Source organism: Stutzerimonas degradans (genome assembly GCF_024448505.1).
Classification (GTDB): Bacteria; Pseudomonadota; Gammaproteobacteria; order Pseudomonadales; family Pseudomonadaceae; genus Stutzerimonas; species Stutzerimonas degradans.
The window spans coordinates 91,619-117,086 of sequence record NZ_JAMOHV010000001.1 but is presented as its reverse complement, the minus strand read 5'-3'; the positions used below and the strand labels follow the sequence as shown (position 1 = coordinate 117,086).

At 68.6% G+C, this 25,468-nt stretch carries 20 protein-coding genes; 11 read left to right on the top strand and 9 right to left on the bottom strand.

The window, feature by feature from the left end; translation table 11 throughout:
• The first annotated feature begins 39 nt into the window (after positions 1-39).
• The 8 genes from NAV27_RS00595 (at position 40) to NAV27_RS00560 (ending at position 11,425) form a co-directional block, all read left to right on the top strand.
• Positions 40-2,457 (top strand): ATP-binding protein, encoded by a 2,418-nt coding sequence (locus tag NAV27_RS00595; RefSeq protein WP_102828097.1) that lies wholly within the window; start codon positions 40-42, stop codon positions 2,455-2,457.
• Positions 2,454-2,846, top strand: coding sequence for a response regulator (locus tag NAV27_RS00590; protein ID WP_043295096.1), 393 nt, complete (start codon positions 2,454-2,456; stop codon positions 2,844-2,846). Before NAV27_RS00595 ends, NAV27_RS00590 begins: the two co-directional genes overlap by 4 nt.
• Positions 2,836-4,485, top strand: a complete 1,650-nt coding sequence (locus NAV27_RS00585) for a diguanylate cyclase (protein ID WP_102828098.1) — start codon at positions 2,836-2,838, stop codon at positions 4,483-4,485. Before NAV27_RS00590 ends, NAV27_RS00585 begins: the two co-directional genes overlap by 11 nt.
• A 150-nt stretch (positions 4,486-4,635) precedes the next feature.
• A complete protein-coding gene (locus NAV27_RS00580; protein ID WP_232249081.1) occupies positions 4,636-7,416 on the top strand; it encodes an ATP-binding protein in 2,781 nt (926 codons plus the stop codon).
• Positions 7,413-7,802 (top strand): response regulator transcription factor, encoded by a 390-nt coding sequence (locus NAV27_RS00575; RefSeq protein ID WP_102828100.1) that lies wholly within the window; start codon positions 7,413-7,415, stop codon positions 7,800-7,802. The genes NAV27_RS00580 and NAV27_RS00575 overlap by 4 nt, the downstream gene beginning before the upstream one ends.
• Positions 7,799-8,926 (top strand): YaiO family outer membrane beta-barrel protein, encoded by a 1,128-nt coding sequence (locus tag NAV27_RS00570; protein ID WP_102828101.1) that lies wholly within the window; start codon positions 7,799-7,801, stop codon positions 8,924-8,926. The genes NAV27_RS00575 and NAV27_RS00570 overlap by 4 nt, the downstream gene beginning before the upstream one ends.
• Entirely contained in the window at positions 8,916-10,028 is a 1,113-nt protein-coding gene (locus NAV27_RS00565) for a HEAT repeat domain-containing protein (RefSeq protein ID WP_102828102.1), read from the top strand. Before NAV27_RS00570 ends, NAV27_RS00565 begins: the two co-directional genes overlap by 11 nt.
• Positions 10,025-11,425, top strand: coding sequence for a glycosyltransferase family 2 protein (locus tag NAV27_RS00560; RefSeq protein WP_102828103.1), 1,401 nt, complete (start codon positions 10,025-10,027; stop codon positions 11,423-11,425). Before NAV27_RS00565 ends, NAV27_RS00560 begins: the two co-directional genes overlap by 4 nt.
• A 39-nt stretch (positions 11,426-11,464) precedes the next feature.
• Here NAV27_RS00560 and NAV27_RS00555 read toward each other — a convergent pair whose 3' ends face one another.
• Complete coding sequence (locus tag NAV27_RS00555) at positions 11,465-12,958, bottom strand: aldehyde dehydrogenase (protein WP_102828104.1); 1,494 nt, start codon at positions 12,956-12,958, stop codon at positions 11,465-11,467.
• A gap of 206 nt (positions 12,959-13,164) precedes the next feature.
• On the opposite strand from NAV27_RS00555, the gene aptA reads away from it, so the two are divergent.
• A complete protein-coding gene (aptA, locus tag NAV27_RS00550; RefSeq protein WP_043295085.1) occupies positions 13,165-14,490 on the top strand; it encodes an omega-aminotransferase AptA in 1,326 nt (441 codons plus the stop codon).
• 61 nt (positions 14,491-14,551) lie between these two features.
• Here aptA and rpmG read toward each other — a convergent pair whose 3' ends face one another.
• Both rpmG and rpmB read right to left on the bottom strand, forming a co-directional pair.
• Complete coding sequence (rpmG, locus tag NAV27_RS00545) at positions 14,552-14,707, bottom strand: 50S ribosomal protein L33 (protein ID WP_014854577.1); 156 nt, start codon at positions 14,705-14,707, stop codon at positions 14,552-14,554.
• Positions 14,708-14,717: 10 nt separating this feature from the next.
• Positions 14,718-14,954, bottom strand: a complete 237-nt coding sequence (gene rpmB, locus NAV27_RS00540) for a 50S ribosomal protein L28 (protein WP_003290799.1) — start codon at positions 14,952-14,954, stop codon at positions 14,718-14,720.
• A 341-nt stretch (positions 14,955-15,295) separates the two neighbouring features.
• On the opposite strand from rpmB, the gene NAV27_RS00535 reads away from it, so the two are divergent.
• Complete coding sequence (locus tag NAV27_RS00535) at positions 15,296-16,081, top strand: IclR family transcriptional regulator (RefSeq protein ID WP_102828105.1); 786 nt, start codon at positions 15,296-15,298, stop codon at positions 16,079-16,081.
• A 28-nt stretch (positions 16,082-16,109) separates the two neighbouring features.
• On the opposite strand, the gene NAV27_RS00530 is transcribed toward NAV27_RS00535, so the two are convergent.
• The gene (locus NAV27_RS00530) at positions 16,110-16,688 is read right to left on the bottom strand and encodes a TetR/AcrR family transcriptional regulator (protein WP_043295080.1); all 579 of its coding nucleotides are present in this window, start codon (positions 16,686-16,688) and stop codon (positions 16,110-16,112) included.
• 85 nt (positions 16,689-16,773) lie between these two features.
• Between NAV27_RS00530 and NAV27_RS00525 the strand changes: the two genes are divergently transcribed.
• Positions 16,774-17,640 carry an alpha/beta hydrolase family protein gene (locus NAV27_RS00525; protein WP_102828106.1) on the top strand — a complete coding sequence of 289 codons (867 nt, stop codon included), beginning with the start codon at positions 16,774-16,776 and terminating at the stop codon, positions 17,638-17,640.
• 106 nt (positions 17,641-17,746) lie between these two features.
• Here the strand turns inward: NAV27_RS00525 and NAV27_RS00520 are convergent, their stop codons facing one another.
• From NAV27_RS00520 to gabD, 5 genes are all read right to left on the bottom strand, one after another.
• Positions 17,747-18,889 carry an acyl-CoA dehydrogenase family protein gene (locus NAV27_RS00520; protein WP_102828107.1) on the bottom strand — a complete coding sequence of 381 codons (1,143 nt, stop codon included), beginning with the start codon at positions 18,887-18,889 and terminating at the stop codon, positions 17,747-17,749.
• 12 nt (positions 18,890-18,901) lie between these two features.
• Positions 18,902-20,098, bottom strand: coding sequence for an acyl-CoA dehydrogenase family protein (locus tag NAV27_RS00515; protein WP_102828108.1), 1,197 nt, complete (start codon positions 20,096-20,098; stop codon positions 18,902-18,904).
• Complete coding sequence (locus NAV27_RS00510; RefSeq protein ID WP_102828109.1) at positions 20,095-22,212, bottom strand: 3-hydroxyacyl-CoA dehydrogenase NAD-binding domain-containing protein; 2,118 nt, start codon at positions 22,210-22,212, stop codon at positions 20,095-20,097. The genes NAV27_RS00515 and NAV27_RS00510 overlap by 4 nt, the downstream gene beginning before the upstream one ends.
• A gap of 198 nt (positions 22,213-22,410) precedes the next feature.
• A complete protein-coding gene (locus NAV27_RS00505) occupies positions 22,411-23,616 on the bottom strand; it encodes an HDOD domain-containing protein (protein WP_102828110.1) in 1,206 nt (401 codons plus the stop codon).
• 150 nt (positions 23,617-23,766) lie between these two features.
• Positions 23,767-25,215, bottom strand: a complete 1,449-nt coding sequence (gabD, locus tag NAV27_RS00500) for an NADP-dependent succinate-semialdehyde dehydrogenase (RefSeq protein ID WP_102828111.1) — start codon at positions 25,213-25,215, stop codon at positions 23,767-23,769.
• Between the last annotated feature and the right edge of the window lie 253 nt (positions 25,216-25,468).

The window sequence follows — 25,468 nt, the reverse complement described above, 5'->3', positions numbered from 1 at the left end:
AGCGCTAGTCACCCCGATTCATGACCCGTGCAGGCTTCCATGCAGTCAACACCACCGAGCCCAGCGTCACCCCCGGCGCCCTCCGCGCCCCGCGAGCTGTCGCGGCTGGCGGCGCTGCTGCGCTACGAAATCCTCGATACGCCCGAGGAAGACCAGTTCGATGACTTCACCGTGCTCGCCGCGCGCCTGTGCGGTACGCCGATCGCGCTGATCTCGCTGGTCGACGAGCACCGCCAGTGGTTCAAGAGCCGCGTGGGTCTGGGGGTCAGCGAAACCCCGCGGGAAATCTCCTTCTGCACCCACACCATCGCCGGCAGCGGCATCTTCGAAGTCGCCGATGCGCAGCAGGACCCACGCTTTGCCGACAACCCGCTGGTCACCGGCGACCCGCACATCCGCTTCTACGCCGGCGCGCCGCTGAGCACCCCGGATGGCTACCAGCTCGGCACGCTCTGCGTCATCGACCGCCAGCCGCGCCAGCTCGACGCCGAGCAGCGCGACACCCTGGCGCGTCTGAGCCGCCAGGTCATGCGCCTGTTCGAGACACGCCTGCTGGCACACCGCCACGCCGAACAGGCCGCGCTGCAGCAGGCAATGCTCGACAGCGCCACCTCGGCGGTGCTGGTCACCGACATCGACGGCCATATCGCCAGCCTCACCCCTACCGCCGAGCGGCTGCTCGGCTTCAGCCAGCAGGAGCTGCTCGGCCAGCCGCTGGTCGGGCTGTTCGACCCGCGCGCGCTGCAGCGGCACGCCGCGGTGCTGAGCGCCGAATTGGGCCGCTCGCTGGACAGCGACTTCGCCGCGCTCACCACGCCGCTGCCCAACTGCCGGCGGGAAATGTCGCGCTGGCAACTGCGCCATCGCAACGGCGCCGAAGTGCCGGTGCTGCTCAGCGTCGCACCGATCCGCGACGAACAGGACGCGCCGCGCGGCTACCTGATCAGCGCCTACGACCTGGCCTACCAGGAGCAGCTGCGCCTGCGCCTGCAGCAGATCGCTGCGCAGGTGCCGGGCATGCTCTTCCAGTTCCAGTGGCGGCCGAACGCACCGGGACGCTTCCTCTACGTCAGCGAAGGCGTCGAGGCGATCTACGCGCTGACGCCCGCCGAGCTGAGCACCAGCATCGCGCCGATCTTCGCGCGGGTGCCGCTCGCAGACCGCCCGGCACTGCTGCGCAGCATTCGCCAGGCCACCTCCAGCCTGAGCAGCTGGCATGCCGAACACCGCATCGATCACCCGCGCAAGGGCCTGATCTGGATCGAAGCGCGCGCCACGCCGCTGCCGCAGGCCGACGGCTCGGTGCTCTGGCACGGCCTGGTCACCGACATCACCGCGCGCAAGGCCGAGCAGCTCGAGCTGGACAAGCAGCAGGAAATGAACCGCCGCCTGCTCGAAGCGCTGTCCGAAGCCGTCATCGCCTGCGACGCGGCCGGCAACCTGACGCTGTTCAACGAAAAGGCCAAGCAGTGGCACCGCGCCGATGTGCTGCCGATCCGCGTGCAGGAGTGGAGCGCGCATTACCGGCTGTGCCTGCCCGACGGCGTGACGCCGATGCCGGCCGAGCGGATTCCGCTGTGGCGCGCGCTGCACGGCGAGCGCATCAGCAACGAGGAAATGACCCTGATCGCCGGCGACGCGCCGCGCCACGTGCTGGTCAACGCCGATCCGCTGTACACCTCCGACGGCGAGCCGATGGGCGCGGTGGCGGTGCTGCACGACATCACCGAACGCAAGCGCATCGAACGCCTGCAGCGCGAGTTCATCTCCACCGTCAGCCACGAGCTGCGCACGCCGCTGACCTCGATCACCGGCGCGCTGGCGCTGCTCGGCTCCGATGTCATGGGCGTGGTGCCGGGCGAGATGCGCGAGCTGCTGGACATCGCCTACCAGAACAGCCAGCGGCTCGGCGTGCTGATCGACGACCTGCTCGACATGGACAAGCTGGCCGCCGGCAAGATGCGCTTCGTCCCGCGCCTGCAGCCCCTGCAACCGCTGCTGCAGCAGGCGCTGAGCGGCAATCGCGGCTACGCCGAACGCCACGGCGTGCATTTGCAACTGCAGCCCGGCGAGGCCCTGCGGGTGCGCGTCGACGACCGGCGCCTGCACCAGGTGCTGAGCAACCTGCTGGCCAACGCGGCGAAATTCTCCCCGCCCGGCGAAACCGTCGAGTTGCGTGCCGAACGACGTGACGGCCGGGTACGCGTCAGCGTCCGAGACCGGGGGCCGGGAATCCCCGCGGGCTTTCGCGAGCGGGTGTTCCAGAAGTTCGCTCAGGCCGACTCCTCCGACAGTCGCCAGCAGGGCGGCACCGGCCTGGGCCTGGCGATCAGCAAGGAGCTGATCGAGCACATGGGCGGACGCATCGGCTTCGATTCGGTCGAAGGCGAAGGCGCCTGTTTCTGGTTCGAACTGCCCTGCGAGCCACCCGCGACGGCCGAGGAAGGCGCCCGATGAGAGAGCTCAAACGCATTCTGCATGTCGAGGACGTGCCGTCGATCCAGGTGATCACCCGCATCGCGCTGGAGAAGCTCGGCGGTTTCGAGGTGCTCAGCTGCCCGTCCGGTCAGGCCGCGCTGGAGCAGGTCGAGGCCTTCGCGCCGCAGCTGATCCTGCTCGACGTGATGCTGCCGCAGATGGACGGCGTCGAGTTGCTGCGCCAGCTCGCCGAACGCATCGACCTGAGCGACGTGCCCGTGGTGTTCCTGACCGGCAATCTGCAGTTCGAGGAGCACGACGAGCTATCCCGGCTGGGCATGCACGCCGTGCTGCACAAGCCGTTCGACCCGCTGCAGCTGGCCGCCCGACTGCGCACCATCTGGGAGGAGCGTCACCATGCTGTCTGAGGGCGCACTCGCCGAACTGCAGCGCCAGCTGCAACTGCAGAACGAGCAGTTCGCCGAGCGCCTGCGCCACGAGCTGCCGGCACTCGGCGAGCTGGCCGGCGAACTGCAGCACAGCGGCAGGCCGGCGCAACGCCGCGAGCAGGTCCGGCGGATCCGCGAGCAACTGCACAAGCTGGCCGGCGCGGCAGGCAGCTTCGGCTTCGGCCCGCTCGGCGAGCGCGCGCGCGTGCTCGAACAACGCGCAAACCGCTGGCTCGACAGCAGCAAGCCGAGCGCGCAGGCGCTCGGTGCGTTCGCCCGCGCCGTGCGCCAGTTCGCCGAGTTCGCCTGGCACGACGGCCATGCGGTACCCGACCTGGGTCCCGGCGATCTGCACGACGAGCCGCTGCCGGGCTGCCGCATCTATCTGCTGGAAAGCGATGCCGTCGCCGGCGCCGGCATGGCGCAGACGCTGGACAACTTCGGCTACGAAACGCTGCTGTGCCGCGATTTCCCCACGCTGCAGCAGGCCGTCGAGCAGCAGCTACCGGATGCGCTGATCGTCAGTGTCAGCCGCGACGACGAGCTGCTGCCGATCGCCGCGCTGCAGCAGCGCCTGGGCACCCCGCTGCCGCTGCTGGCGATCCATGCGGACGCCGGCTTCGCCAGCCAGCTGGCCGCCGTGCGTGCCGGCGCCCAGGGCTTCTTCTCCCGTCCGCTGGACCTCGCCCAGCTGGAGAACAGCCTGGAGCGCTGCCTGAACCGCCAGCAGGGCGAACCCTATCGGGTGCTGATCGTCGACGACGACCACGCCCTGGCCGAGCGCTACGGCCTGGTGCTGCGCAACTCGCAGATGCAGGTGCAGACGCTCAGCGAGCCGCAACGCGTGCTGGAGCTGATGCACACCTTCAATCCCGAGGTGCTGGTGCTGGATGTCGACATGCCCGGCTGCAGCGGTCCGGAGCTGGCGCAGATGATTCGCCTGCACGACGAATGGCTGCGGGTGACGATCATCTACCTGTCCGCCGAGACCGACATCAACCGGCAGATGGCCGCGCTGCTCAAGGCCGGTGACGACTTCCTCAGCAAGCCGCTGGGCGACAGCGAACTGATCGCCGCGGTGTACTCCCACGCCCAGCGCGCCCGCTCGCTGAGCACCGCGCTGTCGCGCGACAGCCTGACCGGCCTGCTCAAGCACGCCGACATCAAGGACCAGCTGGCCATCGAAGTGCAGCGCGCCAGCCGCGCCAGCAAGCCGACCAGCGTGGTAATGCTCGACCTCGACCACTTCAAGCAGGTCAACGACCGCTACGGCCACGCCGCCGGTGACAGCGTCATCCGCGCGCTGGCCAATCTGCTGCGGCAGCGCCTGCGGCGGATCGACAGCCTCGGCCGCTACGGCGGCGAGGAATTCGTCGCGGTGCTGCCCGAATGCACCGCCGAGGAGGCGCGGCGCATCTTCGACGAGATTCGCGAGCGCTTTGCCACGCTGACCTTCAACGCCAGCGACGCGCGCAGCTTCACCGTTTCGCTCAGCGCCGGCATCAGCGCCACCGACGGCGAGACCCCGCCGGCCGTGCTGCTCGAACAGGCCGATCAGGCGCTGTACATCGCCAAGGGCGACGGCCGCAACCAGGTCCGCATCGCCAGCGTCGGCTGACCACCGAACCACCGCAGCCGCAGCGGGTCCAACGTCATAGCCCGAATCCGGACGGCCATGCCATGCGCGTTCGTCCAGCGGCACAAGGAGTCCAGTTTGCATACCCGGCCCGCCATACGCTGGCACCCATTCGCCTTTGTCGTTGCGTTCATGCTACTGGTCGCCCTCGGCTGGCAAGGCAAGCGCACCCAGGAAGCGGTGCTGCAGACCAACCAGGCCGTCAGCCAGAGCCTCGAAACCATCACGGCGATCCAGGCGATTCGCTCCGCGCTGCAGGACATCGAAACCGGCACGCGCGGCTTCGTCATCACCGCCGACGAGGCCTATCTCGACGCCTATGCCAGCGGCCTGATCGAACTGGAAGCCCACCGCCGCCAGCTGCAGGAGTTTGCCGACGCGCGCGGCTACCCGCAGCAGCGCTGGTTCGAGCAGTTCGACAGCACCGCCGCCGAGCGCCTGACCATCGCGGCCAGCAATATCCGCGTGCGCCGCGAGAGCGGCCTGGCCACTGCCGCCACGCACCTGCACCAGGCCGGCGGCAAGCAGCTCATGGACCGTCTGCGCGAACTGCTGGATGGCGTCGAACGTCGCGAGCGGCAGCAGCTCACCGATGCCAGCCTGGCGGTGCGCGAGACCATCGCCCACAGCCGCCGCGTGGCGCTGATCGGCAGCCTGCTGGTGGCCGCGCTGTTTTTCGCCGCGCTGTGGGCGGTACGCCGCAACCTGGTCACGCGTCAGGCGCTGGCCCGACAGGCGCAGGCCGGCGAGGCACGACTGGATGCGCTGCTGCAGACCATTCCCGATCAGCTGTATGCGATCGACGCCCGGCAGCAGGTTTCCAGCCTGTCGCAGCCGCGCAGCATCCGCGGCCCTGCGCCGCAGGCCATCGAACCGCTGCTGCTCGACCTGCTGGCGCAGCCGGATGCCGACTACCCGCGGCAGAACATCTGGTGCGAGGTGGCCAGCCGACGCATGTTCGAGGTCCGCCTGCTGCCCACCGGGCTCGGCGACCACCTGGCCATCGCCCGCGACATCACCGAGCTGCAGCGTAACCGTGACAGCCTGCAGCAGCAGCAGGCGTTCCTGCGCAAGGTGGTCGACACCGACGAAAACCTGATCTTCGTGCGCGACGCTCACGGCCGTTTCCTGCTCTGCAACACCGCCTTCGCCGCGCTGCTCGACTGCCAGCCACAGCATATCGAGCAGCGCCGCCTCGACGAGCTGCCGGGCGCGCAGCGGCTGCTGCCGTTGTTGCAGGGCGAAAGCGAACTGCTTGCCGGCGGCGAACTGCGCAGCAGCGACGTCAGCCTGATCGACGCCTTCGGCCAGGAACGCTGGCTGCAACTGGTCAAGCGGCCGCTGCGGCTGTCGCCGAGCATCTGTCACGTGGTCACCGTGGCGGTGGACATCTCCCTGCGCCGGCGCATGGAACAGATGAAGACCGAGTTCATTTCCACCGTGAGCCACGAGCTGCGCACCCCGCTGACCGCGATCCGCGGCGCGCTGGGCATGCTCGCCAGCGGTTTCGTCGCGCCCGGCACGGCCGAGGCACAGCCGCTGCTGGAGATCGCCCACAAGAACAGTGAGCGCCTGGTGCGCCTGATCAACGACATCCTCGACATCGAAAAGCTCGAGGCCGGCCGCCTGACCTTCGACCTGCAGCTGTGCGATGTGCGCGCGCTGGTCGCGCAGGCGCTGCACGACATCGAACCCTATGCGCGCAGCTTCGACGTGCAGCTGCAGCAGGTGCCGCCGGACGCCGCCGCACGCGTCGAGGCCAACCTCGATCCGGACCGCTTCGCCCAGATCATGGCCAACCTGCTGTCCAACGCGATCAAGCACTCGCCCGCCGGCGGCCGCGTCAGCGTCGACCTGCGCAGCGGCGCGGACGGCCTCGAACTCGGCGTGCAGGATCAGGGGCCAGGCATCCCGGAGAGTTTTCGCGGGCGCATCTTCGAGCGCTTCGCCCAGGCCGACGCCTCCGACGCCCGCCGCCGCGGCGGCACCGGCCTCGGCTTGGCGATCACCCGCTCGCTGGTCGAGCAGATGCACGGCAGCATCGGTTTCGACAGCCAGGAAGGCCGTGGCACGCGCTTCTGGCTGCGCCTGCCGCTGGCGACTGCGTCGGCCCCTGCGCTCGCGCCGCCAGCCGCGGCCGGGCAGAGCCACATTCTCATCGTCGAACCGGATTGCGCCGCGGCCGCGCGACTGGCCGAGACGCTGCACGAGCAGGGCTACGCCACGCTGCTGGCCGCCACGGCGCTGGACGCCCGCGACCTGCTGGCCGAATACCGCGTGCAGGCGCTGACGCTCAGCCCGGCGCTCGCCGACGAGGACGTCGGCGCCTTTCTCCAGGGCCTGCGCAGCCAGCCGGCCTACCGCCATCTGCCGGTGCTGATCGTCGGTCTGCAGCCGCAGCGCCGCGACGAAGACGACGGCCAGCTGCGCGGCGGCGCGGTGCGCGTGATCGACTGGCTGCCCAAGCCGGTCGACCCGGCGCGCCTGCTGGATGTGGTCAACGCCTGCCTGACCGAGCACCCGGCACGGCCACGCATCCTCCATGTCGAGGATGACCAGGACCTGCGCCTGCTGCTGGCGCGGCAGATCGAGCCGCTGGACATCGAACTGCAGGGCGCCGCCAGCCTGGCCGAGGCGCGCCGCCTGCTCGGCGCGCAGAGCTACCAGCTGGCGATCGTCGACCTGATGCTGCCCGACGGCGACGGCAGCGAGCTGTTCGACCAACTGGCGCAGGCCGTACCGCCGCCGCCGGTGATCATCTTTTCCGCGCTGGATGCGCCCGTGCACGACAGCCGGCTGGTCCTGCGCCAGCTGGTCAAATCCCGCCACGACGGCCGTGAGCTGGGGGCGCTGATCCAGCACCTGTTGCACCACCGTACCCCCGCAACCGAGGCAGACGAGGACGATGCATGAGTGACTCCAGCGGCCAACGCATCCTGATGGTGGAAGACGAAGAAGACATTTCCTTCCTGGTGCGCTTCATGCTGGAGCGCCACGGCTTCAGCGTCGAACACGCAGCCAACGGGCGGGAGGCACTGGAGCTGATCGCCGGTTCGCCGCCGCCCGACCTCACCCTGATGGACATCATGCTGCCGTACCACGACGGCCTCGAACTGATCGAGCGCCTACGCGCGCAGCCTGGTTGGGAACGGGTGCCGGTGCTGATGCTGACCGCCAAGGCCCGCGAGGTGGACATCGTCCGCGCGCTGGAGCTGGGCGCCGACGACTACGTGACCAAGCCGTTTCAGCCGGAGGAATTGCTGGCGCGCATCCGCCGCCTGCTGCGGAGGCCGCGATGAAACGATGGCTCTGGCTGGCGCTGGCACTCTGCGCGCCGCTGGCGCAGGCGGATGTCGCCACAGCGCGGCGCCAGGTCGAGGCCCAGCAGCTCGGCGCCGCGCAGGCGACGCTCGAAGCGCATCTGGCGCGCCAGCCGGAAGACGCCGAGGCGCAGTTCCTGCTGGCGCGCGTGCTGGCCTGGCAGGGCCGCACGCAAGCGGCACTGGCGCGCTATCGACAGCTGCTGCAACGCGAACCGGACAACGCCGACTACCTGCTCGGCCAGGGCCAAGCGCTGCTCTGGGTCGGCCGGCCGCGCGCCGCACTGGAGGTGCTGGAACGCGCCGCGCGCCGCGCGCCGGACTATGCCGAGGTGCAGCAGCTCATGCAGCAGGCCCGCGCCGCACTGACCTCACCGGCCACCACAACGGCGCCGGCACTCGCCGAGCCGCCGCGGCGACGCCACGAGCTGGAACTGTCGACCCGACGCGACTGGCTCGACAGTGGCTACGACGACTGGCGCAGCCAGCGCCTGGACTACGCCTCGACCCAGCCCGAAGGGCTCGGCTGGTACGCCGCGCTGCTGCGCGAACAGCGCTTCGGCGAGTGGGATCGCGGCGCCGAACTCGGCGGCGTGCTACCGCTGGATGCCAACTGGACCGTCCAATCGGAAGTCGGCTACCAGCCTTCGCCACATTTTCTGCCGCAGTGGCATGCCGACCTGCGCCTACAGCGGCGCCTGCCGGCGGGCTTTCTCGGCGCGGCGAGCATCCGTCGCACCGAGTACGAAACCACCCGCGTCGATCGTCTGGCGCTCAGCGGCGAGCGCTACTGGAATGCCTGGCGCGCCAGCTACACGCTCAACCTGACCGACGTGCAGAACGCCGGCACGCCGATCGGTCACGACCTGGCGCTGGACTACTACTACGACAACCTCAGCTACGCCGGCCTGCGCCTGACCGTCGGCGAGGAAGAGGCCGTCGAGGAGCAGCGACTGATCACCAGCGACGTGCGCGCCATCGGCCTGCAGGGGCGCCACTGGCTCGACGGGGGCTGGGCGCTGACCTGGGAATTCGGCCAGCACCGCCAGGGCGACTACTATCAGCGCCGCTGGCTGCAGCTGGGGCTGCGCCATGCGTTCTGAGTGGCTCGCCGGCTGCCCGACCTGGCTGTGCGCCCCGCTGCTCGACCTCTGGCCGCAGGACCGCATGCTGCAGCTGGCCCTGCAGGCGGCGCTGGCGTTGAGCGCACTGACCCTGCTGGTGATGCTGCAGGTCCTGCTGCTCGGCGAACTGGCGCGCCGTCGCGCCGCACGCCGCCAGCAGTTCAACGAACGATGGCGCCCGCTGTTCGCCCTCTGCAGCCTCGGCGAGGAGCTGCCCGACCCGTTGCCGGCGCTGCCGCGTCGGCAACGCCTGTGGTTCCTGCTGCAATGGAACCGCACCCAGCTGCAGCTGCGCGGCAGCGCCCGCGAGCGGATGAACCGCGCACTGCTGGCGCTGGGCATGGATCGGCACGCGCTGGAGCTGCTGCGCGGGCGGGTGCGCAGCAAGCTGATCGGCCTCACCTGTCTGCGCCACCTCGCCGACCCGGCGCACTGGGACGCGGTGCAGCCGCTGCTGTTCAGCCGCAATGCCAGCGTCTCGCTGGCCAGCGCCTACACGCTAATCGCCATGCAGCCGGCGCGCGCCATGCAACTGATCCTGCCGGCCGCCGCGGCGCGTACCGACTGGGCCTTGCCGCGTCTGGCGGGCCTCTGTCAGCAGGCCGGCGAGCAGGCGGTGACCGAACCGCTGCTGGCGGCCCTGGCCGATCCGGTGATTGCCGGCCGCGAGCGGCTAATCGCACTGTTGCCGCATGGCGAGCCACGCCAAGCCGCGCCCTGGGCACGGGCGCAGCTGGACGAAGGTGCCGCGGCCGAGCACCAGCAGGTCGCGCTGCGCTGCCTGACCGAGCTGGGCGATCCGCGTGACCGTCCGCGCCTGTTGCTGGCGCTCGGCCACAGCGACCCGGATGTGCGCCTGCACGCGCTGCAGGCGCTGGGCCGGCAGGCACGCAGCGATGATGCGGAACTCTTCCTGCCGCTGCTCGCCGACCAAAACTGGGGCGTCCGACAGGCAGCCGCCGATGGCCTGGCCAGGCTGCCCGGCACCAGCCTCGAGCGCCTGCAGGCACTGCTTGCCCAGGTGCCGGACCGCTACGGCCAGGACGCCCTGCGCCGCGCCATCGCCGAGGTACGCCGATGAGCATCGACTGGCTGTGGTGGCTGCAGCTGGGCTTCATCCTCTACTTCCTGCTGCTCAACGGCATGTACCTGCTGCTCAACGTGCTGTCGATGGCGAGCCTCACCGGCTACATGCGCCAGCGCGCCGAAGTCGGCGAGATCACGCCTTATCTCGGCGTCGAGCCGCCGGTTTCCGTGCTGATGCCGGCCTTCAACGAAGAGGCGACGATCCGCACCTCGGTGCGCTCGATGCTGCAGCTGCAGTACCCGGAGTTCGAAGTGCTGGTGATCAACGACGGCTCGAAGGACGCCACGCTGGCGCTGCTGATCGAGGAGTTCGATCTGGTGGCGCACCCCGCCCCGCTGCGCCAGAGCGTGCCCCACCAACCCATCGAGGCGGTCTACCGCTCGCGCCGTTACGCCAACCTGCGGGTCATCGACAAGCTCAACGGCGGCAAGGCCGATGCGCTGAACGCCGGCATCAATGCCGCGCGCCACGGTCTGTTCTGCGGCGTCGATGCCGACTCCATCCTGCAGCGCGACAGCCTGCTGCGCGTGGTGCAGCCGTTTCTCGAGGACGAACGCACCGTCGCCGCCGGCGGTACGGTGCGCATCGCCAACGGCTCGCAGGTGCGTGGCGGCTTCCTGATCCAGGCTGGCCTGCCGCGCAACTGGCTGGCGCGTCTGCAGATCGTCGAGTATCTGCGCGCCTTTCTCTTCGGCCGCCTCGGCTGGTCGCCGCTCAATGCGGTGCTGATCATTTCCGGCGCCTTCGGTCTGTTCGACCGCGAGCGGGTGATGGCCGTCGGCGGCTATCGCACCGACACCGTCGGCGAGGACATGGAGCTGGTGGTACGCCTGCACCGCTACCATCGCGAACGGCGCCTGCCCTATCGCATCCGCTACCTGCCCGATCCGATCTGCTGGACCGAATGCCCCGAAGACCCCGGCACCCTCGGTCGCCAGCGCAGCCGCTGGCAACGCGGACTGGCCGAAAGCCTGAGCCGGCACGCACGGCTGGCCTTCAGCCTGCGCGGCGGCGCCGCCGGCTGGCTGGCCTGGCCGTTCATGGCGCTGTTCGAGTGGCTGGGGCCGCTGATCGAGCTGGCCGGCTACGCCTTCATGCTCGGCGGTTTCGCCGTCGGTGCGGTGTCCTATGCGGCGCTGGCGGCGTTCCTGCTGGTGGCTATCGGCATGGGCATCCTGCTGTCGGTCAACGGGCTTCTGCTGGAAACCCTGTCGTTTCGCGTCTACGAACGGCGCCGCGACATGCTGCGGCTGTTCCTGATGGCGGTGCTGGAGAATTTCGGCTATCGCCAGCTCAACACGCTCTGGCGCTGCCGCGGGCTCTGGCAGTGGTTCTCGCGGCGCAAGCACCACTGGGGGGCGATGCGCCGCAGCGGGCGCTGGGGGCAGTAGGCGAAGGGCCGGCACGCGGCCGGCCCTGCGCAACCGCCGTCAGAGCTTGATCCAGGTGGCCTTCAGCTCGGTGTACTTGTCGAAGGCGTGCAGCGACTTGTCGCGGCCGTTGCCGGACTGCTTGAAGCCACCGAACGGCGCGGTCATGTCGCCGCCGTCGTACTGGTTGACCCACACGCTGCCGGCACGCAGCGCCCGCGCGGTGCGGTGTGCCTTGGACAGGTCGGCGGTCCACACCGCGGCAGCGAGGCCGTAGGGCGTGTCGTTGGCGATCGCCACCGCTTCCTCGACGCTGTCGAAGCTGATCACCGAGAGCACCGGGCCGAAGATTTCCTCCTGGGCGATCTTCATCGCATTGTCGACGCCATCGAAGATGGTCGGCTCGACGTACAGCCCGCCGGTTTCCTCCAGCGTCCGCTGACCGCCGATCAGCACCTGCGCGCCGGCCTGACGCCCGGCGTCGATGTAGCCGAGCACGGTATTGAGCTGCTGGGTATCCACCAGGGCGCCGACGTTGGTTGCCGGGTCCAGCGGGTTGCCCGGCTTCCAGCCCTTGAGCGCCTCCACCACCATGGGCAGGAAGCGCGCCTTGATCGAACGCTCCACCAGCAGCCGCGAGCCGGCGGTGCAGACCTCGCCCTGGTTGAAGGCGATGGCGCCGGCCGCGGCCTGGGCAGCGGCCTGCAGGTCGGGCGCGTCGGCGAAGACGATGTTCGGGCTCTTGCCGCCCGCCTCCAGCCAGACGCGCTTCATGTTGGATTCGCCGGCGTAGATCATCAGCTGCTTGGCCACCCGCGTGGAGCCGGTAAAGACCAGGGTATCGACGTCCATGTGCAGCGCCAGCGCCTTGCCGACGGTGTGGCCGTAGCCCGGCAGCACGTTGAGCACGCCGGCCGGAATGCCGGCCTCGATCGCCAGCCGGGCAATGCGGATGGCTGTCAACGGCGACTTCTCGGACGGCTTGAGCACCACCGAGTTGCCTGTGGCCAGTGCCGGGCCGAGCTTCCAGCAGGCCATCATCAGCGGGAAATTCCACGGCACGATGGCCGCCACCACGCCGACCGGTTCGCGGGTCACCAGACCGAGCTGGTCGTGCGGCGTCGGCGCGACTTCGTCGTAGACCTTGTCGATCGCCTCGCCGCTCCAGCGCAGCGCCCGCGCCGCGCCGGGAATGTCCACCGTCAGCGAATCGCCGATCGGCTTGCCCATGTCGAGGGTTTCCAGCAGCGCCAGCTCCTCGGCGTGCGCCTCCAGCAGCTCGGCGAAGCGGATCATGACTGCCTTGCGTTTGGCCGGTGCCAGCTGCGCCCAGCTGCCTGCCTCAAACGCGGCCCGCGCGCTGGCTACGGCGCGCTCGGCATCGGCCTGGTCGCAGCTGGCCACCTGCGCCAGCAGCCGACCGTCGATCGGGCTGATGCAGTCGAACTGGGCGCCGTCCGCGGCCGCGGTGTATTCGCCCTGGATGAAGGCACGGCCTTCGATGCGCAGGTCACGGGCACGCTGTTGCCAGTCGGCGAGGGTCAGGGTGGTCATGAGGCATCCTCTTGCGGTTATTCGGCTGCGGGAAAAGGCACCCTAAACCAGCGGCGCGGGGGCTATCAATATTTTTTACGGGCGCCGCCGTTTGTGCCTTGTTTTGTTCGTTTTATTAAACATAGACTCGAACGACCTTCGCCGTGCACACGGCCTCTCGCCGGTGCATGCCCATCGCCGCACTGCCGCCTTTGCCGGAGCCCGTCATGGCCAACGATCTTCATCCGACCGCATCGCCCGATCACTTCTGGATGCCCTTCACCGCCAATCGCCAGTTCAAGGCCGGCCCGCGACTGCTGGAGAGTGCCGAGGGGCTGTACTACACCGCCAGCGACGGCCGCCAGATCCTCGACGGCACCGCCGGGCTGTGGTGCTGCAACGCCGGTCACGGCCGCCGCGAGATCAGCGAAGCGGTGAGCCGGCAGATTGCCAAGATGGACTTCGCACCGACCTTCCAGATGGGGCATCCGCTGCCATTCGAGCTGGCCGAGCAGCTCAGCCGCATCACCCCACCGGGGCTGAACCGGGTGTTCTTCACCAACTCCGGCTCCGAATCGGTGGATACCGCGCTGAAGGTCGCCCTGGCCTACCAGCGCGCCATCGGCCAGGGCACTCGCACCCGCCTGATCGGCCGTGAGCTGGCCTATCACGGCGTCGGTTTCGGTGGCATTTCGGTCGGCGGCATGCCGAACAATCGCCGCGCCTTCGGTGCCCTGCTACCGGGCGTCGATCACCTGCCGCATACCCTCGATCTGCAGCGCAACGCCTTCAGTCGTGGCCTGCCGCAGTATGGCGTCGAGCGCGCCGACGAACTGGAGCGGCTGGTGACGCTGCATGGCGCGGAAAACATCGCCGCGGTGATCGTCGAGCCGATGTCCGGCTCGGCCGGGGTGATCCTGCCGCCGCTGGGTTACCTGCAGCGTCTGCGCGAGATCACCGCCAAACACGGCATCCTGCTGATCTTCGACGAGGTGATCACCGGCTTCGGTCGCGTCGGCAAGGCCTTCGCCGCCGAACGCTGGGGCGTCACGCCGGACATCCTCACCTGCGCCAAGGGCCTGACCAACGGCGCGGTGCCGATGGGCGCGGTGTGCGTCGCCGATCACCTGTTCGAGGCCTTCATGAGCGGCCCGGAAAGCGCCATCGAGTTCTTCCACGGCTACACCTACTCCGGCCACCCGGTGGCCTGCGCCGCAGCGCTGGCGACCCTGGAGATCTACCGCAACGAGCAGCTGTTCGAGAAGGCCATCGCGCTGGAAGACTACTGGCAGGACGCGCTGTTCAGCCTGCGCAGCCTGCCCAACGTGATCGACATCCGCACCGTCGGGCTGGTTGGCGGCCTGCAGTTCGCCCCCCATGCCGACGGCGTCGGCAAGCGTGCCTACGAGGTGTTCCGCCAGAGCTTCGAGAACGGTCTGCTGGTGCGCGCCAGCGGCGACACCATCGCGCTGTCGCCGGCGCTGATCGTCGACAAGCCGCAGATCGACGCGATGATCGCGCGCTTCGCCGATGCCATCCGCACGGCCGGATAAACCCCGGCCCGGAAATGAAAAAACCCGCCGAAAGGCGGGTTTTTCTTCAAGGGCCGATCAATTACTTGATCTTGGCTTCCTTGTAGATCACGTGCTTACGCACGACCGGATCGTACTTCTTGATCTCGATCTTGTCGGGGGTGGTGCGCTTGTTCTTGTCGGTGGTGTAGAAGTGGCCGGTACCGGCGCTGGACACCAAACGGATCAGGTCACGCATGATTTTCTCCTTAAACCTTTTCGCCGCGGGCGCGCAGCTCGGCCAGAACGGCGTCGATGCCACGCTTATCGATGACGCGCATGCCCTTGGCGGAAACGCGCAGACGCACGAAGCGCTTCTCGGACTCGACCCAGAAGCGGTGATGCTGCAGGTTCGGCAGGAAACGACGACGGGTTTTGTTGTTCGCGTGGGAAATGTTGTTCCCGGTTACCGGACCCTTACCGGTAACTTGACAGACTCTCGACATGCCTCAGCCCTCTAAACCACATGCCCAACCCGGCATGGGTTGGCCGCTTGAATTCACTTGTCAGTTCGGCGCTCAGCGCCACGTTTCATGGGGGTCTTACCGGTCACGTTGCGCACAAAGATACCGGGCCCCTAGAAAAGAGCGCTGCTTTATATCAGAAAGCCCCCAGAGCAACAAGCGCGGGATGGTTTTTCCCGCCTGGCTGCGATGGACGGAGCCGGCCGCAACACAAGCGCCTTCATGGCCCCGCCAGCCTGTATAAGCGGGCCGAGGACCGGGTGCGACGGTCGGGCGATCTGCTATCGTTCGCCACCCGCTGTTCACCGCCGCACGAGCCCACCATGAACGACGCCGCCGAAGATTCCAGCCAGCCCAAGGACCGCAAGTTCGTCGAGGCCCTCTCGCGCGGGCTGGAAGTGCTGCGCGCCTTCACCCACGGCTCGGTGGTGCTCGGCAACCAGGACATCGCGCGCATCACCGGGCTGCCCAAGGCGACGGTCTCACGCCTGACCTACACGCTGACCCAGCTCGGCTACCTCAGCTACTCGCAGCAGCTGGAGAAGTACCAGCTGGATTCCGGCGTGCTGGCGCTCGGCTACGCCTACGTCTCCAACCTGCGCGTGCGCCAGCTGACCAAGCCGTACATGGACGAGTTCGCCCGGCGCACCAATACCACCGTCGGCCTGACCTGCCGCGACCGGCTGTCGATGATCTACGTGGAGAACTGCCGCCCGGCCGACGTCACCACCCTGCGCATGGATGCCGGCGTGCGCCTGCCGCTGGCAACCACCGCCGCCGGCCGCGCCTTTCTCGCCGCCACGCCGGAACAGGAGCGCGAACACCTGTTCGCCGCGCTGGCCGCCAAGTACGGCGACGGCTGGCCCGCCATGCACGCCTCGCTGCTGAGCTCTTTCGCGGAGTTCGAGCAGCACGGCTTCTGCCTCTCGCTCGGCGACTGGGACCGCAATGTCATGGCTGCCGGCGTGCCGCTGCGCCTGGCCGACGGCAGCATCATGGCGCTGACCTGCGGAGCGCCGTCCTTCCAACTGACCGAAGACACCCTGCGCACCTCGCTGGCCCGCCAGCTGGAGATGCTCGCGCGGGATATCGAGAGTCTGGGCGCCTGACCCCGCTCGACCGGCCCACCAGCCGGCGCTAGGCGCGCACGCTGTCCCAGGCGATCTGCGCCAGCAGGTCGCGATGATCGGCCAGCGGGCGTTTGCTGCGCCCGGCCAGCCAGTTGCGCGCCATGTCCTGCGCCGGGCCGATCACCACCGAAACGAAGCACTCGCCGGGAATCGCCTTGAACGCGCCGGCCTCGCGATGCCTGCGCAGCACCGCGCCGATCCGCTCGCCATGGCTGCGGTTGACCTCGCGCAGCTGGTCGCCCAGCTCGCCGGCCTCCACCCGTCCGCGGTTGTGCAGGACAAAGCGCGCCCAGTCCGGGTTGGCCACCACCCAGTCGATATAGCTGGTGACGAACAGCTTCACGCAGGCCTCGGCGTCCAGCGTGTCGATCAGTCCCGCCTCCAGCAGCGCGGCGTACTCGCCGATGCCCTCCAGATAGAGCGCGGCGATGATCCGCTCGCGGTTGCCGAAGTGGTGATAGAGGCTGCCGATGCTGGCGCCGGAGCGATCGCGGATCATCTCGATGGTGGTGCCGTCGACCCCGGATTCGGTGAAACAGGCCAGGGCGGCCTGGAGAATCTCCTGCTTGCGACTGCTGCGGGCCATGCGCGCTCCGATACTAGAATAATTTTCTAGAACAATTTTCCGAACGCCCTATACTGCCACGCACCCGTCGCCTCGGAGAACAACAATGACCGCACCCGAATTCCAGCCACGCACCCTGGAAAACCGCAAGGGTCGCCCGCTGGCCAGCCGCTGGTACGCGCCGCGCGGCGAGCCGCTGGGTGCCGTGCTGATCGCGCCGGCCATCGGCGTGCCGCAGCGCTTCTACCGTGACTTCGCCAGCTGGCTGGCCGAGCGCGGCTATCTGACCGTCACCTTCGACTACCTGGGCATCGGTGAATCGCTGCCCGGCTCGCTACGCGAGCTGGAGGTGAACGTGAGTGATTGGGGCCGCGATGATGGCAGCGCGGTGCTCGATGCGGTCGCGGCGGCCGCCGGCGATCTGCCGCTGTTCTGGCTGGGCCATAGCCTGGGCGCGCAGATCCTGCCACTGGTGGAAGGGCACCAGCGCATCGCGCGGATCATCACCGTCGCTGCCGGTAGCGGTTACTGGCGCGACAACAGCCCGCAGATCCGCCGGCAGGCCTGGCTGCTGTGGCACGGCCTGGCGCCGGTGCTGACGCCGCTGTTCGGTTACTTCCCGGGCAAGCGCATCGGCGCCGTCGGCGATCTGCCGGCCGGGGTGATCCGCCAGTGGCGGCGCTGGTGTCTGCACCCGGAGTACCTGGTGGGCGCCGAGGGCGAGCCGATGCAGCGCGCCTTCAATGCCGTGACCACGCCGCTGGTGTCGCTGTCGTTCAGCGACGACGAGATGATGTCGGCGCAGAACACCGCCTCGCTGCACGGCTTCTACCGCTCAGCGCCGAAGACCATGCACCGCATCGCGCCGCGCGATGTCGGCGTGGAGCGCATCGGCCACTTCGGCTTCTTCCGTCCGACGCTGCGCGAAGCGCTGTGGGAGCCGCACCTGCTGCCAACGCTGGCGCCGGCCTGATTCGCCGGGCGTAGGGTGGAAAACTCGCACCGCGATTTTCCACCGGCTCGGTGTAGATCGGTGGAAAAGCCTTCGGCGTTTTCCACCCTACGGCCGGCCGCCGCCTTCAGGCCACCTGCAGCAACTTCGCATAGGCCTTCAGGTGATGATCGTCGTCACCGAACTGGTGGGCGATCATCACCAGGCGCTTGGCGTGATGGGCGAGGTTGTATTCCCAGGTCATGCCGATGCCGCCGTGCAGCTGGATGGCTTCCTCGGCCACCTTGCGCGCGGCGCGGGCGCAGATGTATTTGGCGGCGGCGATGATGCGGCGGCGCTCATCGGTGTCTTCGCCATCGGCAAAGGTCGCGGCGAGGATCGCCATGCTGGTGGCCTGCTCCAGCTCGGTCTGCATGTCCACCATGCGGTGCTGCAGGACCTGGAACTTGCCGATCGGCACGCCGAACTGCTTGCGCGTCTTCAGGTAGTCGAGGGTCAGCTTGCAGGCTTCCTGCATGCTGCCCAGCGCATCGGCGCACTGCGCAGCGATGGCGCGGCCCTGCTGGTAGCGCATCGCGGGCAACCCATTGCCCAGCTCGCCAAGCAGCGCATCGGCACCGACCTGCACGTTGTCGAGGAACAAGTCGCAGCCCTTGCGCCCGTCAATGGTCGGGTAGACGCGACGACTGACGCCGGCGGCGTTCGGGTCGATCAGGAACAGGCTGATGCCGGCTTCATCGCGGCTGTCGCCGGCACTGCGCGCGGAGACGATGATCTGCCCGGCGCTGTGCCCGCCGATGACCACGGCCTTGCGGCCGTTCAGACGATAGCCGCCGTCGACCGCTTCGGCGCGAGTCTGTACATCGTTCAGGTTGTAGTGGCTCTGCGGCTCGTCGAAGGCGACCGCCAGTTGCAGCGAACCGGCGGCGAGCTGCGGCAGCAGGTCCTGCTTCTGCGCGTCGGAACCGAGCTGGTTGATCAGGCCACCCGCGAGGATCACCGATTGCAGATACGGCTCCAGCGTCAGGCCGCGACCCAGTTCGGTCATGACCAGCATGGTTTCCACGCCGCTACCACCAAAGCCGCCGATGTCCTCGGAGAACGGCACCGCGGTCAGGCCCAGTTCGCCCAGCTGCGACCAGAATTCGGCGGAAAAGCCCAGCTCGGACTCGCTGAACTTCTCGCGCTGTTCGAACGGGTAGGCGTCACGCACCAGACGCGCCGCGGTGTCTTGCAGCATCTGCTGCTCTTCGGTCAGTTTGAAGTCCATGGCGTTGCCCCCTTACAGCTCGAGAATCATCTTCGAGACGATGTTCTTCTGGATTTCGTTGGAGCCGCCGAAGATCGACAGCTTGCGCATGTTGAAGTAGTCGCCGGCCAGCGACGCGCTGTAGTCGGCGTGCAAGAGCTCACCGTCGTAGTCCAGCTGCAGCTCCTCTTCGAGGAACGGCAACGCGTAGGGACCGATGACCTTGCGCAAGAGGTGAGTGATCGCCTGACGGATCTCGGTGCCCTTGATCTTGAGGATCGACGACTCGGCGCCGGGTACGCCGCCCTCCTTCGCTGCCGCGAGGATGCGCAGGGTGCTCATCTCGATGGCCATCAGCTGCATCTCGACCTCGGCGACCTGAGCGCGGAACAGCGGGTCTTCGAGCATCGGCTTGCCGTCGCAGACTTCCTGCATGGCGATGCGCTTGAGGTGCGCCAGCACCGCCTTGGACGAGCCGATGCCGGCCAGGCCCGTGCGCTCGTGGGTCAGCAGGTACTTGGCGCAGGTCCAACCCTGGTTTTCCTCACCGACAAGGTTTTCCACCGGCACGCGGACGTTGTCGAAGAAGACTTCGTTGACCTCGTGGTCGCCGTCCAGGGTGATGATCGGCCGCACACTGATGCCCGGGCTCTGCATGTCGATCAGCAGGAAGCTGATGCCGCGCTGCTGCTGGGCCTCGGGGTCGGTGCGCACCAGGCAGAAGATCATGTTGGCGTGCTGACCGAGGGTGGTCCAGGTCTTCTGGCCGTTGACCACGTAGTGGTCGCCATCACGCACAGCGCGGGTCTTGAGGCTGGCCAGGTCGGAACCGGCACCGGGCTCGGAATAGCCCTGGCACCACCAGTCCTCGCCGGAGAGGATGCGCGGCAGGTAGTGGTCGATCTGCTGCTGGGTGCCGAACTTGATGATCACCGGGGCGACCATGTTGACGCCGAAGGGCACGGTACGCGGCGCCCCGAAGGCGGCGCACTCCTCGTCGAAGATGTGCTTTTCCACCGGGCCCCAGCTGGTGCCGCCCAGCTCCACCGGCCAGCCCGGCGCATACCAGCCGCGCTTGACCAGGATCTGCTGCCAGCGCTGGTGATCTTCCTTGGACATGTGCTTGCCGAGCTTGACCTTGGCGGCGATATCCGCCGGCAGCTCGCTTTTCAGGAAGGCGCGTACTTCGTCGCGGAAGGCGAGCTCTTCGGCCGTGTAGTTGACGTTCATGCCTGTTCTCCTGAGTGATGCGCGGGCTGCCAGCCCGAAAAGGTCCGCCCCTCGGCGGCCAGCTTTTCCAGCAGCGGTGCCGGTTTCCACCAGTCGCCGCAACGTGCGTGCAGTTCCTTCACCGTGGCCAGCACCTTGTCCAGGCCGACGCTGTCGGCATAGAACATCGGCCCGCCGCGCCAGGCCGGGAAGCCATAGCCGTTGAGGTAGATGAGATCGATGTCGCTGGAGCGCTGGGCGATGCCCTCTTCGAGGATCTTCGCGCCCTCGTTGACCAGCGCGTAGAGGCAGCGCTCGACGATGTAGCGCTCGTCCAGCGTCTGGCGTTCGAGGCCCTTCTCGCGCGAGGCGGCTTCCAGCACCGGCGCCAGCGCCGGGTTCTCCAGCGGCGTGCGGTTGCCGGGCTCGTAGCGGTAGTAGCCGACGCCGGTCTTCTGCCCGAGCATGCCGGCGGCACAGAGGCGGTCGGCCACCGTCGGGAACGTCAGGTGCGCCGGCAGGATCGCGCGCTGGCGCTTGCGGATCGCCTGGCCGATGTCCAGGCCCGACAGGTCGCGCACGGCGAACGGCCCCATGGCCATGCCGAACGTGCGTAGCGCGCCGTCGACCTGCTGCGGCGTGGCACCTTCCTCCAGCAGGAATTCCGCCTCGCGGCCGTACTGGAACAGCATGCGGTTGCCGACGAAGCCGTCGCAGACGCCGACCACCACCGCGACCTTCTTCAGGCGCTTGCCGATGGCCATCGCGGTGGCCAGCACCGCGTGGCTGGTCCGCGCGCCGCGCACCACTTCCAGCAGGCGCATGACGTTGGCCGGGCTGAAGAAGTGCAGGCCGACCACGTCCTCGGGGCGCCGGGTGAAGGCGGCGATCTGGTTGAGGTCGAGCGACGAGGTATTCGAGGCGAGGATCGCGCCGGGCTTGCACACCGCATCGAGCCGCTCGAAGACCTGCTGCTTGACGGCCATGTCCTCGAACACCGCCTCGACCACCAGATCGACCTCGGCCAGCGCGGCGTAATCGGTGACGCCCGCGATCAGCGCCAGACGCCGCTCCATCTCCGACTCGCTCAGGCTGCCGCGCCGGACACTTACGGCACAGGTGTCGCGGGCGCGTTGCAGCGCACGCTGCAACGCTTCCTCGCCGACCTCCAGCAGCTTCACCGGCACGCCGGCGTTGGCGAAGCACAGGGCGATGCCGACGCCCATGGTGCCGCCGCCGATCACCGCCGCCGTGGCGATCTCACGCGGGCGGGTCGCGGCCGGCAGATCGGCGATCTTGCTAGCCTGGCGTTCGGCGAAGAAGGCATGCACCAGTGCCGCGCGCTGCGGCGAATGCAGGCATTCGAGGAACAGCTGACGCTCGCGCTCGAGCCCTTCGGCGAGCGGCAAACGGGTCGCGGCATCCACCGCGGCGATGCAGCGCAGCGGTGCGAACAGGCCGGGCGTGCGCTTGGCCACCTCGGCGTGCCGGGCGGCGATCAGCTCGGCGCTGTCGGTGCCGGGAACGCTCAGCTCACCGGTGCGGCGCGGGCCGCGGCCCTCGTCGAGCAGCCGCTGCGCGTAGGCCAGCGCGGCCGCGCGCGGGTCACCGTCGAACAGTTCATCGACGATGCGATGCTCCAGCGCCTCGGCCGCGCCGATCGGCTGGCCGCCGACGATCATCTCCAGCGCCTTGGCCACACCGGCCAGGCGCGGCAAGCGCTGGGTGCCGCCGGCGCCGGGCAGCAGGCCCAGCTTCACTTCCGGCAGGCCGACCTTGGCGTCCGCACGGGCGATGCGGTAATGGCAGCCCAGCGCCACTTCCAGCCCGCCGCCCAGCGCCGTGCCGTGGATCGCCGCGACGCAGGGCTTGGTGCAGGCCTCGATGGCGGCGATGACTTCCGGCAGCGCCGGCGCCTGCGGCGGCTGGCCGAACTCCTTGATATCGGCACCGGCGAAGAAGGTGTTGCCGGCGCAGACCAGCGCCACCGCGCGCACCTCTGCGTCCGCCTCGGCGGCGCGCAGGGCGTGCAGCAGTCCCTGACGGACCGCCACGCCGAGCGCATTGACCGGTGGGTTGTTGACCGTGACGAGCGCGATGGCGCCCAGTCGTTCGAGCCGTACGACGTCCGTCATGCTGGCCTCCGCTGTACTGATTGGATTTGTTATTTCACGGAATCATGTTTCGCACTGCAGAATATGCGAGTCATTTATTCGTGTCGATAGCACGCGCAGCCCAGGAAAAATAGCCGCGCAACCGCGCGCCGTGGCGGCTCAATGGCAGCAAGCTGAGCGTTATTGACCCACTGAATAAGGCGCCACAGCGCCGTGGGCTCAGCCCTGAATGGCGTGGCGAGGCGCGCGGGCCAGCAGCACGGGGTCGAGACGCAGCAGGCGCACGCTGCGTTCGTCTGCCAGACGGCTCGCATCGGCCTCGGCCGGCAGTTCGAGCAGCAGGCGTGCGAGGTTGAGGACCAGCGCCTCGCGGCGCAGCACGCCGGCGCCCAGCGCGTAGTAGGCGCTGATCACCTGGCGCAGCTCCAGCGGCAGGCGCCAGTGCGCGCGCAACGCCGAACCGAAGCCCGCGGCACGTTCGCGCAGACTGCGTTGCACGGCCGCCTCGTCCAGCTCGCCACCGCTGTCGAGCCACTCCTGCAGGCTGCGCAGCAGCGTCAGTTCACCGAGGTTCTGCAGCAGGCCGGCGGTGTAGCACAGCGCCTCGTCGAGCCGGAGCTGATGCGCCAGCCAGCTCGCCAGGCGCGCGGTGCGCAGCGCCTGGGCGCCGAGCTGCGCGGTCAGCTCGGCCAGTCGCGGCTCGGCCAGCCAGGCGTTGTGCTGCAGCGCCAGCTCGGTCACCAGTTGCTGGCTGCGCAGCGTACCCAGACGCTGCTGCGCCTGCGCCAGGCTCAGACAGGGCGCCGTCTGCTGGGCGTCGCTGGCATTGGCGAGGCTGATCAGCCGCGCGGTGGCCTGCGGATCGCGCGCCAGCAGCTCGGCCAGCTCGCCAGGGTCCTGATCGCCACCCTGCAGGCGCTGCAGGGCCTGCAGCAGCGGTTGCTGCAGCGGCGCGCCACGGTTGTGCTGGCGCATGCGTTCGAGGAAGTGGTCCAGGCTGTCCGACTCGGCCACAGCCACCACGCCGCCGCCGGCCGAGCGTGGCAGCAGCCGGTCCAGGCGCAGGCGCAAGTCGTCGAGATCGTAGGGTTTACCGAGATAGGCCGCCGGCGCCAGCGGCAGCACGGTGCGCACGCTGGCGGTATCGGTGCGCGCGCTGATCAGCACGCAGGGCAGCCGCTGGGTCGGCCCGTGCCGGCGCAGCTCGCGCAGCAGCTGGCGGCCGTCGAGGCCATCGAGTTCGCCATCGATGATCAGCAGGCTCGGCACCTGACGCTTGCAGGTCGCCAGCGCCGCATGGCCATCACCCACCGGCACCACGCGCGTGCCGGGACGCAATGCACGCACCAGCTGGCACAGCTGATCCGCCCGCCAGGGCTCGTTGTAGGCGACGAGGACGAAGGAAACTTGGGCCGAGATGCTCACTGCGCTGCTCGCTGGAAGACACTGCCAGCCTAGCAAGCGGACGGGCAGCTGCAGCGCGTCGCCGATGACAGGCAACGACGCGCGGGGCAGCGATTCTGACCGTATAGATGGCAAAGAGCCAGCCCGCCGGACGGGACGGGCTGTCGCAGGCTAGAGCGCCATGCAGAGGTACTTGATCTCCAGGTAGTCCTCGATGCCGTACTTGGAGCCTTCGCGGCCGAGGCCGGACGACTTCACCCCGCCGAACGGCGCCACTTCGGTGGAGATCAGCCCGGTGTTGATGCCGACCATGCCGTACTCCAGCGCCTCGGCGACGCGGAACACCCGGCCCAGATCGCGGGCGTAGAAGTAGGAAGCCAGGCCGAACTCGGTGTCGTTCGCCTTGGCGATCACCTCGGCCTCGTCCTTGAAGCGGAACAGCGGCGCCAGCGGGCCGAAGGTCTCTTCCTTGGCCACCTTGGCGCTGTCCGGCACATCGACCAGCACGCTCGGCTCGAAATAGCTGCCGCCCAGCGAATGCGCCTGCCCACCGGCTACCAGCCGCGCGCCCTGGGCGACGGCATCCTCGATGTGCTCGCGCACCTTGGCGGCGGCGCGATCGTCGATCAGCGGGCCGATGTCGGTGCCCTCTTCCAGGCCGTTGCCGATCCGCAGCTTGGCCACCGCCGCCTGGAATTTCTCGGCGAAGGCGTCATACACGCCGTCCTGCACATAGATGCGGTTGACGCACACGCAGGTCTGCCCGGCGTTGCGGTACTTGGACTGCATGGCGCCCTTCACCGCCTCGTCGAGGTCGGCATCGTCGAAGACGATGAACGGCGCATTGCCGCCCAGCTCCAGGGAAACCTTCTTGATGCCCGGCGCGCACTGCTCCATCAGCCTGGCGCCGACTTCGGTGGAGCCGGTGAAGGAAATCTTGCGCACCTTGGGGTTGGCGGTCAGCTCGTTGCCGATGTCGCCGGCCGAGCCGGTGACCACGCTGAGCACGCCCTTGGGAATGCCGGCGCGCTCCGCCAGCGCGACCAGCGCCAGCGCCGAGAATGGCGTCTGCGAGGCCGGCTTGATCACCATGGTGCAGCCAGCCGCCAGTGCCGGGCCGGCCTTGCGGGTGATCATCGCCGAGGGGAAGTTCCACGGAGTGATCGCCGCGGTCACGCCGATCGGCTGCTTGATGACGATGATGCGCTTGTCTTTCTGATGGCCGGGAATGGTGTCGCCGTAGATGCGCTTGGCTTCCTCGGCAAACCACTCGATGAACGAGGCGGCGTAGGCGATCTCGCCCTTGGCCTCGGCCAGCGGCTTGCCCTGCTCCAGCGTCATCAGCCGGCCGAGGTCGTCCTGATTTTCCATCAGCAGTTCGAACCAGCGGCGCAGCTTCTGCGAACGCTCCTTGGCGGTCAGCTCGCGCCAGGCCGGCAGCGCCCGCTCGGCGGCCTCGATGGCGCGGCGGGTCTCGGCGGCGCCCATCTTCGGCACCGTACCGAGAATCTCGCCAGTGGCCGGATTGTTCACGCTGATGGTCTGGCCGCTGTCGGCATCCAGCCAGGCGCCATCGATATAGGCCTGCTGGCGGAACAGCGCGGGGTCTTTGAGTTGCATGGCAGTCTCCTCGGACATCGTAGCGGCAGGCCCGCTGCGGAAAATTTGGCTAACGCGACGATGATCTGAACCGTCCTCGGGCGTCCGGTTCCTGCCGCTTCGTTACTGCGAATGGTCATGCTAGGACCGCGGCCAGCCGGCCGGCAAGTTCATGGCGCGCGGCGTTGTCCTGCCATTGACCGGTCTGATGCACGGGCGCGTCTGTTACGCCTTGTTACCCATTGCCGGCCACCCCGCACGGTATAGTCACGCG